Consider the following 17,295-nt stretch of genomic DNA (forward strand, 5'->3'; position numbering starts at 1 on the left):
ATGCTCAACCCCGTGCGTTTTTCGCACTTCGAGCTGCGTCCCGTCGAGCGGTTGTTGTTGGCTCAGGGTCAACCCCTCTCGCTGGGTTCGCGGGCATTCGATGTCTTGTGCCTGCTGGTCGAACGGGCGGGCGAGCTCGTCCGCAAGGACGAGCTGATGGACCAGGTCTGGCCCGGCCTGGTGGTCGAGGACAACAACCTCCAGGTACAGATCTCCGCCTTGCGCCGCGCGCTGGGCGTCAAGGCCATCGCCACCATTCCCGGCCAGGGCTACCGCTTCGCCCTGCCGGTGCAGCCGGCGCCGCCCGCCGTCGATCCTGCGCCGATGCCCTTGCGCCAGGCGCCCGCGGGCGTGGCGCAGCGACGGTCGGTCACGTTGGTGGCCGGGCGCTTCGAAGGCCTGCACCGGCTGCTGCGGCGCGACGGGCCGGAGGCACTGGATGAGCTGCTGGGCGCGCTGCAGCAGGCCCTGCTGGCCATCGCCGACAACCGCGGGGGCCTGCTGTCGCGGCTGGACATGCAGGGCTTTGAATGCCTCTTTGGCCTGCCTGCCGCGCAGGAGGACGACGTGCTGCAGGCTGCCGAGGCCGCGCTGGAGCTGGCCGCCGAGGTGCAGGCCCGCGGCCGGCAGGCCGCCGTGCCGCTGGGCGCGCGCATCGGCATCGCCCATGGCAGCGTGGTGGCCACGCCGGTGGCCGCGCCCGCGGGCTGGCGCCTGGCCGGCACGCTGCCGCCGCTGGCCCATGCGCTGGCCGCCGCGGTGCCGCGCCACGAGGTGGCGGTGTGCGAGCAGACGCAGCAGCGGCTGGCGCCCTGGTTCAACCTGCATCCCCTGGTGCCCGACCCGCTGGAAGCCGCCGAGCCGCATGCGCCTTTCGCCACCGAGCCGTCGCCTGCCGAGCCCGCCACGCCCGCCTGGCGCCTGGGCCAGCGCACCGGCACCGACAGCCGCATCGACGCCGCGATGCTGCGCGGCTTCACGCCGCTGGTGGGCCGGGCCGACGAGCTGGACGCACTGCGCGGCTGGCTGGACGAGGCCCGGCATGGCGGCGGCGGCCATGCGGTGCACATCGTGGCCGACGCCGGCTTTGGCAAGAGCCGGCTGGTGCATGAGTTCCGCAGCCGCATCGAGCCGCACGAAGCCACGGTGCTGGCCGCCCGCTGCTCGCCCCAGGGCCGGCTGGGGGCCTTCCTGCCCTTCATCCAGCTGCTGCGCAGCGTGCTGCGCCTGGCCGATGTGCCGCCGGACGCGCTGCACGACCAGGCGGTGCAGCGGCTGCTGGCCATCGACGCCGGGCTGGAGCCCTGGCTGCCCCAGCTGCTGCATCTGCTGTCCATCGCCAGCCCCGTCCATGCGCTGCCGTCCACGCTGGAAGGCCATGCGCGCCGGCATGCGCTGGGCCAGTCGCTGGTGGCCGCCATCACCGTGGCGGCGCAGTCGGCGCCGCTGGTGCTGCTGTTCGATGACTGGCACTGGGCCGACGAGGCCTCGGCCGAGGTGATGGAGCAGCTGGTGGAGGTGGTGGCCAGCCAGCGCATCCTGCTGGTGGTGACGGCCCGGCCGCAGGCGGTGCTGGGCTGGTCGCGCCATGTGCACTGCAGCCAGCTGGGCCTGCGGCCGCTGCAGCGCGGGCAGACCGCCGCCGTGGTGCGCAGCGTGTGCCAGGCCAGCGCGGTGCCGGAGGACATCACGGCGGTGCTGCATGAGCGCAGCGAGGGCAATCCGTTCTTCGTGGAGGAGCTGTGCCGCGCGCTGCTGCAGCAGGGCGTGCTGCAGCGGCGGGCCGACGGCACCCTGGCCGCGCGCGGGCCGCTGCAGGCGGTGTCGCTGCCCAGCACCATCGAGGCGGTGATCCAGGCCCGGCTGGATGCGCTGCCGCCCGAGGTGCAGGCGGTGGCGCGGCAGGCCGCGGTGATCGGCCGCGACTTCACCCTGGGCGAGCTGCAGGCCCTGGTGCCCGATGCCGCGCAGGTGGCGCCGGCGCTGTCCGCCCTGGTGACGGCCGCCCTGGTGCAGCCCACGCGCGTGGTGCCCGAGCCCGGCTACCGCTTCCGCCATGCGCTGAGCCAGGTGGTCGCCTACGACAGCCTGCTGCAGCGCCAGCGCCGCGACCTGCACGACCGCGTCGGCCGGCTGCTGGAGGCACGCCAGGCCGGCCGGCTGGACGAGCAGCTGGAGCTGCTGGCCTACCACTTCGTCAACGGTCACGACCGGGAAAAGGCCATCGTCTATTCCCTGCGTGCCGGTGCCAAGGCGGCCCGCCAGGCCACGCATGCGGTGGCGGCGCGCCACCTGCAGGCCGCCATCGACCTGATGGAGCAGGGCGCCGACGCCATCGACGACACCACCGGCCGCCTGCTGGATGCGCATGTGGCCCTGGGCCATTCGCTGACGCTGCTGCATGGCTATGCCGAGCCGCTGCTGGTGCACACCTGCGAGCGGGCGCGCGCCCTCAGCCAGCAGGGCGGCCCGATGGCCTCGCGCTTCGCCGCCAGCTGGATGCTCTGGCGCTACTACTACAACCGCGCGCTGATGGCCGAGGCCGAGGCCATGGCCGACCAGCTGCTGGCCATGGCCCGCCACAGCGGCGAGCGCCACCGGCTGCTGGCGGCGCACACCGCGCTGGGCATCGTGCTGCATTTCCGCGGCCGCCACGCACCGGCACGCGATGCGCTGCTGGCCGCCCTGCAGCTGCAGGAGCCCGAGGCCGAGGCCGCCCTGGCGCAGGCCTACGGCGCCTCGCCGTCGGTGATGGCCGGCAGCTTCCTCGGCCAGGCGCTGAATGCCCTGGGCGAGGCCGAGGCCGCCGAGCAGGCCTGCCTGTCGGCCCAGCGGCAGGCCACCGAAATGGCGCATCCGGGCTCCATGGCCTTCGCCACCTTCTACCTCAGCACCTTCTACCTGATGCATGGCGACGGCCCGCGGGCGCAGCTGCAGGCCCAGGTGCTGGAGGAACTGGCGCGCCGGCATGCGTTCGGCCACTGGCTGTCGCTGTCGCAGGTCAACGGCGCGATGGTGATGCTGACCGACCCGGCGCAGGCCGCCGCCGCGCTGGCGCGCTTTCGCAGCGCCGCCGAGGCGGTGATGGCCGCCGGGGTGAACCTGCTGCGCATTCCCTACCACCTGGTGCTGTTACGGGCCAGCCTGCAGGCCGGCCGGCCCGACGTGGCACAGGCCCACTGGCAGGCCGCCCACGACGCGCTGCAGCACGGCGGCGTGCACCTGTTCGAGCCGCAGCTGGAAAGCGCCCGCGCCACGCTGCTGCTGGCCACCGGGGCCGAAGGCGCGATGGAAGGCTTCGCCCAGGCGCTGGCGCTGGCGCGCGGGCGGCAGGCGCAGCTGCTGCAGCTCAACATCGCGCTGGAGATGGCCCAGGCGCTGCGCCAGGCTGGCCGGCTGCACGATGCGCCGCGGCTGCTGGGCCCGGTGCTGGACAGCCTGCGCCAGGCGCCGCCCACGCCGCTGCTGCAGCGGGTGCGCCAGCTGGTGGCCGCCTCGTGAGGCCGCCGCCGCCCATCACCGGCGAGGTGGCGCCGGGCTTCGAGCCGGTGCGCGCCGCCTTCGAGCAGGCCTTCGCCCGCCACGGCGAGACCGGCGCCGCCTGCACCGTGCTGCTGCAGGGACGCACCGTGGTGTCGCTGCGCGGTGGCCATACGGATGACGCAGACACCCAGGCCTGGCAGCCCGACACGCTGCTGCTGGTGTATTCGCTCACCAAGGGCATGACCGGCCTGGCCGCGGCGCTGGCCGTCTCCCGCGGCATGTTCTCGTACGAGCAGCCGGTGGCCGAGGTGTGGCCCGAGTTCGCGGCGCAGGGCAAGCAGCACATCACCATCGGCCAGCTGCTGTCGGAGCAGGGCGGGCTGGCCGCCATGGACCTGAAGCTCACCCTGGCCAACATGGGCGACCAGAACACCCTGGCCGCCGCGCTGGCGGCGCAGGCGCCCAACTGGCCGCCCGGCGAATGGGCCGGCAACCATGCCTACAGCATCGGCTGGCTGGCCAGCGAGCTGATCCGCCGCACCGATGCACGCCGCCGCACGCTGGGCCGCTTCTTCGCCGACGAGATCGCCCAGCCGCTGGGCGCCGACTTCCACATCGGCCTGCCGCCTTCGGTGGACCGGGCGCGGCTGGCGCGCATCCAGGGCTTCGCGCCCTGGCGCATGCTGCTGGCGCTGGACACGCTGCCGCCGCTGATGGTGCTGGGCATGCTGTGGCCGTGGTGCCTGACCTTCCGCGCGCTGAACAACCCGCTGCTGTGGCGCGGCCCGGGCGCGCTGGATGCGCCGGCCTGGTGGCCGATCGAGAACGGCGGCGCGGGCGGCATCGGCTCGGCCACCGGGCTGGCCACCGTCTACCACGAGTTCGCCACCGGTGGGCAGCGGCTGGGCCTGCGGCCGCAGGTGCTGCAGGCCCTGGCCGCGGCGCCGCCGCCGCCGCGTCGCGGCTGGCGCGACCGGGTGCTCAAGACCGGCCTGGTGTATTCGCTGGGCCTGGAAAAGCCGTCCCGATGGCTGGACTTCGGCAGCACGCCGGCCGCCTTCGGCACCTTCGCGGTGGGCGGCTCCTTCGCCTTCGCCGATCCGGCCCTGGGCCTGGGCTACGCCTACGTCACGCGCAAGCTGGGCCTGTACAAGTGGAACGACCCACGCGAGAAGCCGGTCCGCGATGCGGTGATGGCCTGCGCCGCGCGGGCCGGGATGGAGAACCCCCGATGAGCGATGTACCGCCGCCCGGCCCGCGCTACCTGTGCCTGTCCGACCTGCACCTGGGCGCGGCCTACAGCCTGCTGACCCACAGTGACGACGATGGCCGGCCCGACCCGTCCACCGCCAGCGCCACGCTGGTGGCCTTCGGCCAGGCCTTGCGGCAGACGGTGGCCGCGCTGCAGACCGCCACGCCCGGCAGCCCGCCCACCACGCTGGTGCTGCTGGGCGACGTGCTGGACATGGGCCTGTCCCCCATGGGCGACACCGCCGCCGGCTTCCAGCGCTTCATCGAGGCGCTGTACCCGGCCGGTGCACCGGCGGTGTTCAGCCCGCACGTGCTGTGCGTGCCGGGCAACCACGACCACCACCTGTGGCGCATCGCGCAGGACCGGCAGTACCTGCAGGCGCTGGACAGCGCCCCGGCCGACCTCGTGCAGGCCACGCCGCTGCTGGCCGGCGGCCCCACGCCGCCGGTGCCCAGCGAGCTGCTCACCCGGCTGATGCGCCGCCAGCCGCAGCTGGCCGATGCCACGGTGAGCATCGTCTATCCCAACCTGGGCCTGTTCCACGAGGCCAGCGGCCGCTGCGTGCTGATGCACCACGGCCATTACGTGGACAGCACCTACACCGCCATGTCCTCGCTCAACCAGGCGCTGTGGCAGCAGAAGCCGCCGCCCACGGTGGCCGACATCGAGGCGCAGAACGGGCCCTGGGTCGATTTCCTGTGGTCCGACCTCGGCAGCGCCGGCGCCACCGGCCAGGGCGCGCTGGCGCTGTACGAGGTGCTGCGCGATGCGGCGGCCTCGCGCCGCTTTACCCAGCGCGCGGGTGACGAGGCGGTGCGGCTGCTGTCGGCCACGCTGGGCATCAGCGGCCAGTCGCAGACGGTCAAGGGCCTGACGGTGGAGCAGCTGCTGCGCGCGCTGCTGGACGTGACGCTGGGCCGCGCCGCCGAGAGCGAGCGTGATGCCGACCTCCAGGTCATCAGCAGCGACGGACTGCAGCAGCTCGTGGCGTACCTGGCCGGCCCGCTGAAGCGCCAGCTGGACGAGGCCCTGGGCAGCGCGGCGCCGCGCGTGGGCGCCACCCGCTTCATCTACGGCCACACCCACAAGCCCTGGCAGCGCGAGCTGCCGGTGCCGGGCTATGCCATGCCGGTGGCCGTGTACAACACCGGCGGCTGGGTGATCGACCAGCCCACCATGGGCAGCAGCCAGGGCGCCGCGGCGGTGCTGATCGACGAGGCCTTGAACGTGGCCTCGCTGCGGCTGTTCAACGACCCGCTCAATGGCGTGATGGCGCCGGTGCATGCGGCCGATGCGGCCGGCATCCGGCCGCAGGCCAATCCGCTGCGCGAAGCGCTGGCCGCCGCCATCGAGGCCCAGGCCGACGCCTGGCAGCAGTTCACCCAGGCGGCCTGCAGCGCCGCCGAACGGCAGGCCGAACGCCTGCTCGACCGCTTCTTCACGCCGGGCCAGTCATGATCAAAAGCCTCTCGCAGCCGATCGGCCGGATGGCCGCGCACTACACCGTGGTGGTGGTGGGTTCAGGCTATGGCGCCGGCGTGGCGGCGTCGCGGCTGGCGCGGGCCGGCCAATCGGTGTGCGTGCTGGAACGCGGGCGCGAGCTGCTGCCCGGCCAGTACCCCCGCGACCTGGCCGGCGCCCAGGCCGAGATGCAGGTCAGCACCTCGCGCGGCACCCTGGGCCGAGCCGACGGCCTGTACCACGTGCACCTGAATCCCGAGGTGCATGCGGTGGTGGGCTGCGGCCTGGGCGGCACCTCGCTCATCAATGCCAACGTGGCGCTGGAGATGGACGAGCGCCTGTTCGCCGCCGAGGCCTGGCCGCAGGTGTTCCGCGACCAGCCCGGATTGCTGGCGCCGTATGCCCGGCGGGCCCGCGAGATGCTGGACCCCATGCCCTACCCGGACGACTGGCCGCCGCTGAACAAGCTGGATGCGCTGCAGATGTCGGCCCGCGCCATGAAGCAGCCCTTCAGCCGGCCTCCCATCGCGGTGAACTTCGTCGACCAGACCAATCCGTTCGGCGTGCCGCAACCCCGGTGCACCCTGTGCGGCGACTGCTGCAGCGGCTGCAACGTCGGTGCCAAGAACACCACGCTGATGAACTACCTGCCCGATGCCGCCAACCACGGCGCGGCGATCTTCACGCAGTGCAAGGTGAGCCACGTGGAGCGCGACGGCGACCGCTGGCGGCTGCACTTCCTGGCCGGCGGCGACCACGGTGCTGCGCCCGAGCCGCGTTCGGTCACCGCCGACATCGTGATGCTGGGCGCAGGCGCGCTGGGCAGCACCGAGATCCTGCTGCGCTCGCGCGACAAGGGCCTGCCGCTGTCCGGCCGGCTGGGCGAGCGCTTCTCCGGCAATGGCGACGTGCTGGCCTTCGGCTACGACAACTACTGGCGCAACACCGCGCCCGAGGGCGCCGCGCCCGCATGGGCCAACATCAACGGCGTGGGCGCCGGCAGCAACATCCTGGCCGCCGCCGACCTGCCCGGGCCCTGCATCACCGGCCTGATCGACCTGCGCGGCAGCGCCGACCCGTCGCAGGGCCTGGTCATCGAGGAGGGCGTGATTCCCGGGCCGCTGGCCTCGCTGGTCGCGGCCAGCTATTTCCTCGCGCAGTCGCAGATCGGCGGCTTCTTCGAGTACGGCACCGCGCAGGCGAAGCAGCGGCTGCAGGATGCGCAGACCGTCGGCCTGGCGGTGCAGAACGACCCCACGCAGCTGACCGCGCTGGCCTACAGCGGCCCGGCCGCCCGCAGCCAGACCTACCTGGTGATGAGCGTGGACGACGCCGCCGGCCGCCTGGCGCTGGACGACGACCGCCTGGCCATCCACTGGCCGGGTGCCGGACTGTCCCCGGCCATCGCGCGCGACAACGCGCAGCTGCAGCAGGCCTGCCGCGCCACGCAGGGCGAGTTCGTGCCCAATCCGCTGTGGACGGCGCCGATGGGCCACCAGCTGGTGACGGTGCATCCGGTGGGCGGCTGCGGCATGGGCGACGACGCCGCCCGCGGCGTGGTCAACGACCGCGGCCAGGTGTATGCCGGCGCCGGCGGCAACCAGGTGCATCCGGGCCTGTACGTGTGCGACGGCGCGCTGCTGCCCGGCCCGGCGGGCGTGAATCCGCTGCTCACCATCAGCGCGCTGGCCGAGCGGGTGTGTGCGCTGCTGGCCGCCGAGCGGGGATGGACCGTGGACCTGGCGCTGGCCGCCCGCGGGCCGCTGCCACCGGCCGCGCCGCCGGTCCCCGCGCCCGCGCCCTCCACGCCGCACGAGGGCTGGCTGCAGCGCCTGGGCCAGGGGCTGCAGCAGCTGGGCGGCGGCGTGGAAGGCTGGCTGCAGGCCCTGCTAAAAGAGGTGGAACAGGCGCTGGAGGAGGGCGCCATCGCGGTCGGCGAGAAGTTGCTGAAGGAGGTGATCGCGCACGACCCGACGCTGCTGTCGCCCACCTTCCAGTTCACCGAGACCATGCAGGGCTGGGCCTGCGTGGCGCTGCCCGGCCAGCCGCTGGCCGCCGAGGCCGGCCTGGACGGCGAGCCCGACTACGCCCTGGCCACCGCCTGGGGACGCGCCGACGGCCAGACGTTGGACTTCCGGCTGACCATCCGCACCGACGACCTCTGGACGATGGTGCACGATCCGGCCCATGCCGCCGCCATCACCGGCAGCGTGCACTGCCCGGCGCTCAGCCCGGTGCCGATGACCGTCAGCCGCGGCCGCTTCCAGCTGCTGCCCATCGACCCCCGCCAGGTGGACACCTGGACCATGACCTACGACATGCAGCTGGCGCGCGAGGGCGGCACGCCGCTGCACTTCCAGGGCCACAAGGTGCTGCGCCAGCGGCCGGGCTCCAACGCCTGGACCGACGTGACCACGCTGTTCGTGCAGGTGCACGAGGTGGATGCGGCCCAGCCTTCGGGCAACGGCGCGCGGGTGGCCCTGGGCACGCTCACGCTGGGCCTGGAAGACCTGGCCTGGCAGGCTGCCTCGTTCCAGCTGGCGCCGCGCCCGGGCTGGGTGGGCGAGCTGCTGAACGACCATCCCGGCGTGCGCAACGCCATCCAGAGGCTGTACCTGGCGCAGTTCGCCGGCTTCTTCGGCCAGACGCTGTTCCGCGCCTATGGCGGCCTGCTGGCCGACCTGGAGAACTTTCCTGCGCAGGACGACGCGCGACGTGTGCGGCGGGCATTGCGGGCACCGCCGCCCGAGCGCCATGCGCTGCCGCTGCCGGGCGGCTTCGCCGCGCAGCTGACCCGCTACCGCGGCGGCAGCCTCGGGCCGGTGGTGCTGGCGCCGGGCTTCTCGGTCACCGCGTCGTCGTTCGCCATCGACACCGTGGACGAGAACCTGGTGGAGTTCCTGTGCGCGCGAGGCCATGACGTCTGGCTGTTCGACTACCGCGCCAGCCCCGATTCCGGCAGCCCCATCGCCGCCTATGACATCGACGACATCGCCCGCCACGACTGGCCGGCCGCGGTGGCCTTCATCCTGCAGGCCACCGGGGCCCGCGACCTGCAGGCCATCGTGCACTGCGTGGGCTCGATGAGCCTGCTGATGGCGCTGCTGGGCGGCATGCCGGGCGTGCGCTCGGTGGTCAGCTCGCAGCTCACGCTGCATCCGGTGACCGACTGGCTGAGCTACCTCAAGACCGACCTCGACCTGCCGCGGCTGCTGCAAGGCCTGAGCGAGTTCAAGCAGGGCTTCGACATCGTCAGCCGCAACCAGCCGCCCACCGAGCTGGACTACGAGATCGACACCGTGCTGTGGAACGTGCCCGTGCCCGAAGGCGAGCAGTGCACCAACCCGGTGTGCAAGCGCATCTTCTCGATCTTCGGGCCCTCATACACCCATGGTCAGCTCGACCATGCCACGCATGTGGCGATGCGGGAACTCTTCGGCCGTATCGCCCTGCAGCCATTCGAACAGCTCGCACTCATCATGAATGCCGGCCAGGTGGTGGATGCGCAGGGCGCCGACAGCTGGCTGGGCGCGCCGGGCGCGGTGCAGCGGCTGGCGCTGCCGATCAGCTTCGTGGCGGGCGCGCAGAACCGGCTCTTCTATCCGGAGACCTCGGCGCGCACCCTGGCCTGGCTGCGTGCGCACAACGACCCCCAGCTCTACACGCGCCATGTGTTCGATGCCTATGCGCACATGGACCTGTTCGTCGGCCGCGATGCGGCGCGCGAGGTGTTTCCGGTGCTGCTGCAGGCACTGGAGCGGGGCGACCGGCTGGCTGCGGAACGTGCCGGCGCTCATGCCGCCACCCCTGCGGCCGCGTCGCCGGCGAGCCCCGCGTCATTGGCCGAGCGGGCGTGATCGATGCTGCTGCCCAGCAGGTGCAGGCAGAAGAAGTCGCTCACCACCGCGGTGTAGGTGTGCTCCATGGCGGCATAGCTGCCGATGTGCCGCGGCGCCTGCGTCACCCACAGCCGGGCGCCGGCGGCACGCGCCATCATGCGGCCGTGGGCCAGCGGGATGAAGCTGTCCTGCATCGAATGGATCACCAGCACCGGGCGGCCGCGCAGCCGCGCCATGTCCTCCACCGGCCGCACCGCCAGCGCATGCACGCCTGACAGCAGGCGCCCCACCAGCAGCGCACCAGGCAGGAACCACAGCGGCAGGCCGGTCAGGCGGCGGAACTGGGTGCGCACCATGGCGCCGAAGTCGGCGAACGGCGTGTCGGCCACCACGCCGCCCACCGCCGGCTCGGCCGCCGCGGCGCGCAGCGCGGTGGCCGCACCCAGCGAGGCGCCCAGCAAGCCGATGCGCCCTGGCGCATAGCCGAGCGAACGCAGGTAGTCCACCGCGCCCAGCACGTCGTGCCGCTCATGCTCGCTGTAGGTCAGCCGGGCATCGCTGCTGTCGCCGTGGCCGCGCAGGTCGATCATCAGCACCGACAGCCCGCGCGCCCGCAGCGACTGGGCCAGCGCCATGCTGGGGGACTTCAGCTCGTCGCCACGGCAGGCGTCCTTGCCATGCACGAAGACCACTGCGCCGGCCTGCGGGCGGGCCGGCAGGTACCAGGCCTCGATCGTGGCCCGGCCGTCGCGCGCCGGAAAGCGCACCGCCGCCTGCAGCAGCGGCGGATGCAGCTGCTGCAGGTCCGGCCGCTTGCGGCGCGCGCGGGTAAAGCGCTGGGCCACCGCGGCGCAGGCCGCGGCATAGGCCACCAGCGCCGCCACCGCCACCAGCAGCACGCACAGCACGGTGAGCAGCGGCCAGTCGGGCGCCAGCCAGGCCAGGGTAGGAAGGGCGGGGGATTGCATGGGGACCTCCTGCTTGAACAGTGGAGGCCACTGTGGCCAGCGGCGCGCTGGCCGTCCTTCATTGCGCTGAAGCCGCGTCTGAAGCCTTCTGAAACCGCAGCCCCGGCACCGGCCGGGCGCCGGCTTTCAGCACGCTTCAGCCCGGGCTTCAGGCGTTTGAAGGACGACTCCGGGCCGACCGCAAAACACTGCGGCCACAACGAGAGGAGCCCGCGCCATGCACCTGCCGACCGCCTGCCCCGCCAGCGCCGCCGCGCTGCTGCCCCACCATCCGCTGCGCCCGCCGCCGCTGCTGCGCCCGGCGCGCGCCAGCGACGCACCGCTGTTCTGCCGCTACGTGGAAGGCCTGTGCGTCAGCGCGCAGCGCATGCGCTTCCATGGCGTGGTGCGTGGCTGCACACCGGGCCTCCAGGCCGTGCTGTGCGGCACCGACGGCAGCCGGCAGGTGGCCTACGTGGCCACCCTGATCGACGACGGCGGCGAGCGCCTGGTGGGCGAGGCCCGCTATGTGCCCGATGCCGACGGCAGCGCAGCCGAATTCGCTATCTCGGTGGCCGACGCCTGGTGCGGCACCGGCGTGGCCGAGCGGCTGATGCACAAGCTGATCGCCGACGCGGCCGACCGCGGCATCGGCTGGCTGTATGGCGAGGTGCTGGAGACCAACGGCCGCATGCTGGCCTTCATGCAGCGGCTGGGCTTCGCGCTCAGCGACGGCGGCGTGGCCTGTGGTCACGGCGGCGTGCCGAGCTGCGGCGTGCTGCGGGTGGAACGCGCGCTGCATCCCGCGCGCCCGGCGCGTTCGGCCCCCGATGGCCGGCGTGCCGGTGGCGCGGCGCAGCGCTGGCGCCAGGCCGAGGGCTGGCTGCAGCGCTGGCTGCAGTCCCACCGGCGGGGCACGGGCGCCGGGCCGCGGGCCTGCTGAGCCGCGGCGCCGGTCGGCAGGGCGTCAGCCGCCAGCCGCGGCCGCCGCGCGGTAGGGCGCCGCCTGCGCCTGCAGCCACTGGCTGAACACCTGCAGCGCCTGCCGCTGCACCGGCGCCTGCGGATAGATGAGGTAGTAAGAGCGGTCGCTGATCCACTCGAACGGCACCACCTGCCGCAGCCGCCCGGCGGCCAAATCGTCCTCGATCAGCAGCCGCGGGATCAGCGCCACGCCCAGGCCATGCACCGCGGCCTTGGCCAGCATCGAGAACAGCTCCATGCGCGGGCCGGCCATGTCGTTGGGCGCCACCACGCCCTGCGCCGCGAACCACTGCCGCCAGGCATGCGGCCGGGTGCTGGCCTGCAGCAGGGTGTGGCCGGCCAGGTCCTGCGCCTTCAGCTGGCCGGGCACCAGCGCCGGGCTGGCCACCGCCACCATCGCCTCCTGCATCAAGAAGTGCGATTCGGTGCCCGGCCAGCCGGCCGGTCCGGCGTAGATGGCGGCATGCAGCGTGCTGTCGTCGAACAGGAAGGGCCGGGTGCGCGGCGCGAAATGCAGCGTGATGCCAGGGTGCTGGCGGTGGAAATCGGGCAGGCGCGGCAGCAGCCACTGGGTGGCGAAGGTGGGCACCACGCCCAGCTCCAGCGAGCCGCCGGGCCCGCCGCGCGCCATCACCTCCAGGGTGTCGCGCTCCACGTCGTCCAGGCGGTCGCGCACCCGGCGGCTGTAGTTGATGCCGGCGTCGGTCAGCACCACGCCGCGGCGGGTGCGGCGGAACAGTTTCACGCCGACGAAGTCTTCCAGGGTGGCGATCTGCCGGCACACGGCGCTTTGCGTCACCGCCAGTTCGTCGGCGGCGGTGGTGAAGCTCTGGTGGCGGGCGGCTGCCTCGAAGGCCGCCAGGGCGCCGAGGGAGGGAATCTTTCTGCGCATCGTTTGAAAGGGCAGGGTCGTCCCGGAGTGCGTCCAGCGCACATGATGTTGCACACAAGTCGTTTGCGCGCGCCTGCCGAAAGCCCTAGATTCGAGTCAACTCCATCCTAACTCCGCGAGACAACGAAATGACTTCTTCGAACACCCGCGCCAGCTTCCACTGGGACGACCCGCTGCTGCTGGACCAGCAGCTCACCGACGACGAACGCTCGGTGCAGCAGGCCGCCCGGGCCTATTGCCAGGACCGCCTGGCGCCGCGGGTGCTGGAAGCCTTCCGCCACGAGAAGACCGACCCGGCCATCTTCCGCGAGATGGGCGAACTGGGCCTGCTGGGCGCCACCATCCCCGAGCAGTACGGCGGCGCCGGCCTGAACTACGTGTGCTACGGCCTGGTGGCCCGCGAGGTGGAGCGCGTGGACAGCGGCTACCGCTCGATGATGAGCGTGCAGTCGTCGCTGGTGATGGTGCCGATCAACGAGTTCGGCAGCGAGGCGCAGAAGCAGAAGTACCTGCCCAAGCTCGCCAGCGGCGAGTGGATCGGCTGCTTCGGCCTGACCGAGCCCAACCACGGCAGCGACCCCGGCAGCATGATCACCCGAGCCCGCAAGGTGGCCGGCGGCTACAGCCTGTCGGGCGCCAAGATGTGGATCACCAACAGCCCGATGGCCGACGTGTTCGTGGTCTGGGCCAAGGACGACGAGGGCGCCATCCGCGGCTTCATCCTGGAGAAGGGCTGGAAGGGCCTGACCGCCCCCGCGGTGCACGGCAAGGTGGGCCTGCGCGCCAGCCTGACCGGCGAGATCGTGATGGACGAGGTGTTCTGCCCCGAGGAAAACGCCTTCCCCGAGGTGCGCGGCCTGAAGGGCCCGTTCACCTGCCTGAACAGCGCGCGCTACGGCATCGCCTGGGGCGCGATGGGCGCGGCGGAAGACTGCTTCCATCGCAGCCGCCAGTACGTGCTCGACCGCAAGCAGTTCGGCCGCCCGCTGGCCGCCAACCAGCTGATCCAGAAGAAGCTGGCCGACATGCTCACCGAGATCAGCCTGGGCCTGCAGGGCGCTCTGCAGCTCGGCCGCATGAAGGACGCCGGCACCGCAGCGGTGGAAGTCACCAGCATCCTGAAGCGCAACAACTGCGGCAAGGCGCTGGACATCGCCCGCGTGGCACGCGACATGATGGGCGGCAACGGCATCAGCGACGAATTCGGCGTGGCCCGCCACCTGGTGAACCTGGAGGTGGTCAACACCTACGAGGGCACGCACGACGTGCATGCGCTGATCCTCGGCCGGGCGATCACCGGCATCGCCGCATTCTCCTGAGCCAGCCGTCCTCATGGGCGCCACGGGGGACGACCCGCACGGCCTGCAGCGCTTCGTCGACGCCCAGGCGCCGGTGATGGCGCAGGTGCAGCGCGAGCTGGCCGCCGGCCGCAAGACCAGCCACTGGATGTGGTTCGTGTTCCCGCAGCTGCGCGGCCTGGGCCGCAGCAGCACCGCGCAGCACTACGGCATTGCTTCGCTGGACGAGGCGCGGGCCTACCTGGCGCATCCGGTGCTCGGTCCGCGTCTGCGCCACTGCGCACAGCTGCTGCTGGCGCTTCCGCCGCACCGCACGGCACTGCAGGTGCTGGGCTCGCCCGACGACGTGAAGCTGCATTCCAGCATGACGCTGTTCGCCCAGGCCGCGCCTCAGGACCCGCTGTGGCAGCAGATGCTGGCGCGCTTCCACGGCGGCCGGGCCGATGCGGCCACGTTGCGGCTGCTGCATCCCGGCGGCAACCTGCCGCCGGCCACGCCTACTGCCTGACGCCCACGCGGCGGGTCAGGCGCGCGCCCACGCCGTCGGCCTCGCGGGGGCCGCTGCTCAGCCGGAGGTTGCCGTTGTCCAGCACATAGGCGACCTGCGTCGTCACGTTGAGCGAGGGCAGCTGGCCGCTGAACGAGCCCTTGCTCAACCGCAGGCCGGTGTAGGTGAACTCGACTATCTTGGCATTGACCGTGCTGTTGTCCGCCGCCCGGATCGCCTTGCGCTTGCCCAGGTCACGGATGTGGCCGGAGATGCGCAGGTCCAACACCAGCTTGGACGGATCACAGCGGGCGCCCGAGTCGTCGCCGCTCGCGCTTTCATAAGCCTGGGCGTGGATCACCACCGCCGCCAGGCCCGGATCGTCGGTGGCCGAGATGACGAGCGAGCCCTGGCTGGACTCGTGGGCGGGTTCGCCCGAAGGCTGGGTGATGCTCTCGCAGGCCACGGCATAGCTGCCGAGCAGGGGCGCCAGGCCATTGGTGGCGGTGGCATCCCCGCTGGAGGCTGCATCCGTGCCGTCGTCCTCGCCGCCGCCGCCGCCGCAGGCGGTCAACAGCAAGGCGCCGAGGCACAGCGCGGGAAGCAGGCGCAGGCGGGCAGAAAAGGCTGCATTCATGATCGAAGTCCAGTTCCGGGACGTCCGCTGCATCGCGGCGGTGCATGTCCCACAGGGTTGACTGCATTCGCCGCCGCCTTGCTGCGCGTGGCGTCACAGTTCTTCGATCAAGCTCGCTTCAACTTGACGAAGGAACGGTACCCCCCGTTGGGTGACCCGTATCCACTGCGTCGTCAATATTGACATAAGGTTCATTGCCGCGCCATATGCCGCATCCGGCAACGGGCGCGGGAGGGCATGCGATCAGACTGCGTCTTCGTCCGATTCGATGGCGTCGTCGTACAGCGCCACCTCGGCTTCGTCGGTCTTGGGGATCAACGGCTTGTCCAGTGGTCGGCAGATGCGGCTGGACAGGCGGGCCAGGCGCTCGGAGCGCTCCACGGCCTGCAGCACCACCTCGGGGTTGACCATCAGGGCGAAAGGATTGGCAGCGGCCGTCTTGAGCATGTTCATCTCCAGTGCGGACACATCGCCCGCCGTGAGAAGAACTTTACGAAGCGATGCCCGCGCTCAACAGTCGTCCACCCGCCAAAGCCGGCGTCGGATAAAGACCGACACCGGTGTCGGGCCGCGGCGCGGCTCAGCGCAGCAGCGCCTGCAGCCGGTCGGCGAGGTTGTCACGGTCCTGCGACCGCGCCATGTCGGCCGCCGTGTAGCCAGCCTGGTTCTTCAGGCGGGCATCCGCGCCACGGGCCAGCAGCAGGTCCACCGTGCGTTCGTCGCCATTGCGCGCGGCCATCATCAGCGGCGTGGTGCCGTTGGGGCTGAGCGCGCCCACCTCGCCGCCTTGCGCCAGCATGAACTGCATCATGCGTTGGTCGGGGGCGATGGCCGCATAGTGCATCGGGCTCCAGCCCGGCTTGTTGACGCGCGCGCCGCGCTGGATCAGGCGGCGCGCCCACTCGATCTCGCCGCGCATGGCGGCCATCATCAGCGGCGTCTCCCCTACGGCGTTCTCGGCATTCACATCCAGCTCGGGATGTGCCCACAGCGCCTCGGCGGCCTTCAGCGCCTGCTCGCGGAGCGCGATGGACAGCGCCACATGGCCCTTGGGATTGCGCGCATTGGGGTCGAACCCCCGGGCCAGCAGGTCGCGGATGATGCCCGGCGCATCGATGTCGATCGCGCGGAAGAAGTCTTCGTAGGAACCGGCGCGCACCGCCAAGGCCGGCAACGCCAGGGCGGCCATGCCACCGGCCCGCAGGATCAGCAGGCGGCGCTTCATGCGGCGCTCCCGGCGGCCGGTAGCTGGAACAACCGCTCGAAGTTGGCGCTGGTCACGCGGCCGATCTCCTCGGCGCTGCACCCCTTCAGCTCGGACAGCTGGGCGGCCACATGCGGCACATAGGCCGGCTGGTTGACCTTGCCGCGGAAGGGCACCGGCGCCAGGTAGGGGCTGTCGGTCTCGATCAGCAGCCGGTCCATCGGCACCCAGCGCGCCACGTCGCGCAGGTCCTGCGCATTGCGGAAGGTGAGGATGCCGGAGAACGAGATGTGGAAGCCCAGGTCGAGCGCCGCGCGGGCCACCTCGGCGGTTTCGGTGAAGCAATGGAACACGCCCTGCACGCCGGCACCCTCTTCCCGCAGGATGGCCAGGGTGTCGTCGCTGGCGCTTCGGGTATGGATCACCAGCGGCTTGCCCAGCGTGCGGGCGGCACGGATGTGTACGCGGAAGCGCTCGCGCTGCCAGGCCATGTCGGCGATGCTGCGGCCGTTCAGGCGGTAGTAGTCCAGTCCCGTCTCGCCGATGGCCACCACCCGCGGGCGGCTGCCGAGGTCGATCAGCTCTTCATACGACGGCTCCTTCAGGCCTTCCGTATCCGGATGCACGCCGGCGCTGGCCCAGAAGTTGTCGTACTGGAGCGCCAGCGCATGCACCGCGTCGAACTCCTCCAGCGTGGTGCAGATGACCAGCGCGCGGTCGACGCGGGCCTCGGCCATGGCGGATCGGATGTCGGGCATGCGCTCGACGAAGTCGGCCATGCTCAGATGGCAGTGCGAATCGACGTACACGG

Annotated in this window: 13 protein-coding genes; 7 read left to right on the plus strand and 6 right to left on the minus strand. The window is 72.1% G+C overall.

Features of this window, described 5'->3' with window-relative positions; all coding sequences use genetic code 11:
• Genes VO99_RS18645 through VO99_RS29015 form a run of 4 tightly spaced genes read left to right on the plus strand, consistent with a single transcriptional unit; the run spans position 1 to position 10,053 of the window.
• Positions 1-3,501, plus strand: a complete 3,501-nt coding sequence (locus VO99_RS18645) for an AAA family ATPase (RefSeq protein WP_198156989.1) — start codon at positions 1-3, stop codon at positions 3,499-3,501.
• Positions 3,498-4,718 carry a serine hydrolase domain-containing protein gene (locus tag VO99_RS18650; protein ID WP_046114418.1) on the plus strand — a complete coding sequence of 407 codons (1,221 nt, stop codon included), beginning with the start codon at positions 3,498-3,500 and terminating at the stop codon, positions 4,716-4,718. The genes VO99_RS18645 and VO99_RS18650 overlap by 4 nt, the downstream gene beginning before the upstream one ends.
• Entirely contained in the window at positions 4,715-6,193 is a 1,479-nt protein-coding gene (locus tag VO99_RS18655; protein ID WP_046114419.1) for a metallophosphoesterase, read from the plus strand. The genes VO99_RS18650 and VO99_RS18655 overlap by 4 nt, the downstream gene beginning before the upstream one ends.
• Positions 6,190-10,053, plus strand: coding sequence for an alpha/beta fold hydrolase (locus VO99_RS29015; RefSeq protein ID WP_083440732.1), 3,864 nt, complete (start codon positions 6,190-6,192; stop codon positions 10,051-10,053). The genes VO99_RS18655 and VO99_RS29015 overlap by 4 nt, the downstream gene beginning before the upstream one ends.
• Here the strand turns inward: VO99_RS29015 and VO99_RS29020 are convergent.
• Positions 9,990-11,003 carry an alpha/beta hydrolase gene (locus VO99_RS29020; RefSeq protein ID WP_052736447.1) on the minus strand — a complete coding sequence of 338 codons (1,014 nt, stop codon included), beginning with the start codon at positions 11,001-11,003 and terminating at the stop codon, positions 9,990-9,992. The two genes, VO99_RS29015 and VO99_RS29020, sit on opposite strands and share 64 nt — an antisense overlap.
• A 217-nt stretch (positions 11,004-11,220) precedes the next feature.
• Here VO99_RS29020 and VO99_RS18670 point away from each other — a divergent pair, with 217 nt between their 5' ends.
• Positions 11,221-11,925: a GNAT family N-acetyltransferase gene (locus VO99_RS18670; RefSeq protein WP_046114420.1), complete on the plus strand. Its 705-nt coding sequence runs from the start codon at positions 11,221-11,223 to the stop codon at positions 11,923-11,925.
• A 24-nt stretch (positions 11,926-11,949) separates the two neighbouring features.
• Here the strand turns inward: VO99_RS18670 and VO99_RS18675 are convergent, their stop codons facing one another.
• Positions 11,950-12,858 carry a LysR substrate-binding domain-containing protein gene (locus tag VO99_RS18675; RefSeq protein WP_046114421.1) on the minus strand — a complete coding sequence of 303 codons (909 nt, stop codon included), beginning with the start codon at positions 12,856-12,858 and terminating at the stop codon, positions 11,950-11,952.
• Between the two features lie 128 nt (positions 12,859-12,986).
• Between VO99_RS18675 and VO99_RS18680 the strand changes: the two genes are divergently transcribed.
• A complete protein-coding gene (locus VO99_RS18680; RefSeq protein WP_046114422.1) occupies positions 12,987-14,177 on the plus strand; it encodes an acyl-CoA dehydrogenase in 1,191 nt (396 codons plus the stop codon).
• 13 nt (positions 14,178-14,190) lie between these two features.
• Complete coding sequence (locus VO99_RS18685) at positions 14,191-14,664, plus strand: DUF1810 domain-containing protein (protein WP_046114423.1); 474 nt, start codon at positions 14,191-14,193, stop codon at positions 14,662-14,664.
• On the opposite strand, the gene VO99_RS18690 is transcribed toward VO99_RS18685, so the two are convergent.
• The 4 genes from VO99_RS18690 to VO99_RS18705 all read right to left on the minus strand — a co-directional run bounded on the left by VO99_RS18690 (position 14,654) and on the right by VO99_RS18705 (position 17,293).
• Positions 14,654-15,280, minus strand: coding sequence for a hypothetical protein (locus VO99_RS18690; protein WP_046114424.1), 627 nt, complete (start codon positions 15,278-15,280; stop codon positions 14,654-14,656). The two genes, VO99_RS18685 and VO99_RS18690, sit on opposite strands and share 11 nt — an antisense overlap.
• Positions 15,281-15,523: 243 nt before the next feature.
• Complete coding sequence (locus VO99_RS18695; RefSeq protein ID WP_046114498.1) at positions 15,524-15,727, minus strand: hypothetical protein; 204 nt, start codon at positions 15,725-15,727, stop codon at positions 15,524-15,526.
• 133 nt (positions 15,728-15,860) lie between these two features.
• Positions 15,861-16,505 carry an ankyrin repeat domain-containing protein gene (locus VO99_RS18700; RefSeq protein WP_046114425.1) on the minus strand — a complete coding sequence of 215 codons (645 nt, stop codon included), beginning with the start codon at positions 16,503-16,505 and terminating at the stop codon, positions 15,861-15,863.
• The gene (locus tag VO99_RS18705) at positions 16,502-17,293 is read right to left on the minus strand and encodes a TatD family hydrolase (protein WP_046114426.1); all 792 of its coding nucleotides are present in this window, start codon (positions 17,291-17,293) and stop codon (positions 16,502-16,504) included. The genes VO99_RS18700 and VO99_RS18705 overlap by 4 nt, the downstream gene beginning before the upstream one ends.
• Positions 17,294-17,295 lie beyond the last annotated feature (2 nt).

Source organism: Aquincola tertiaricarbonis (genome assembly GCF_000969605.1).
Taxonomy (GTDB): domain Bacteria; phylum Pseudomonadota; class Gammaproteobacteria; order Burkholderiales; family Burkholderiaceae_C; genus Aquincola; species Aquincola tertiaricarbonis.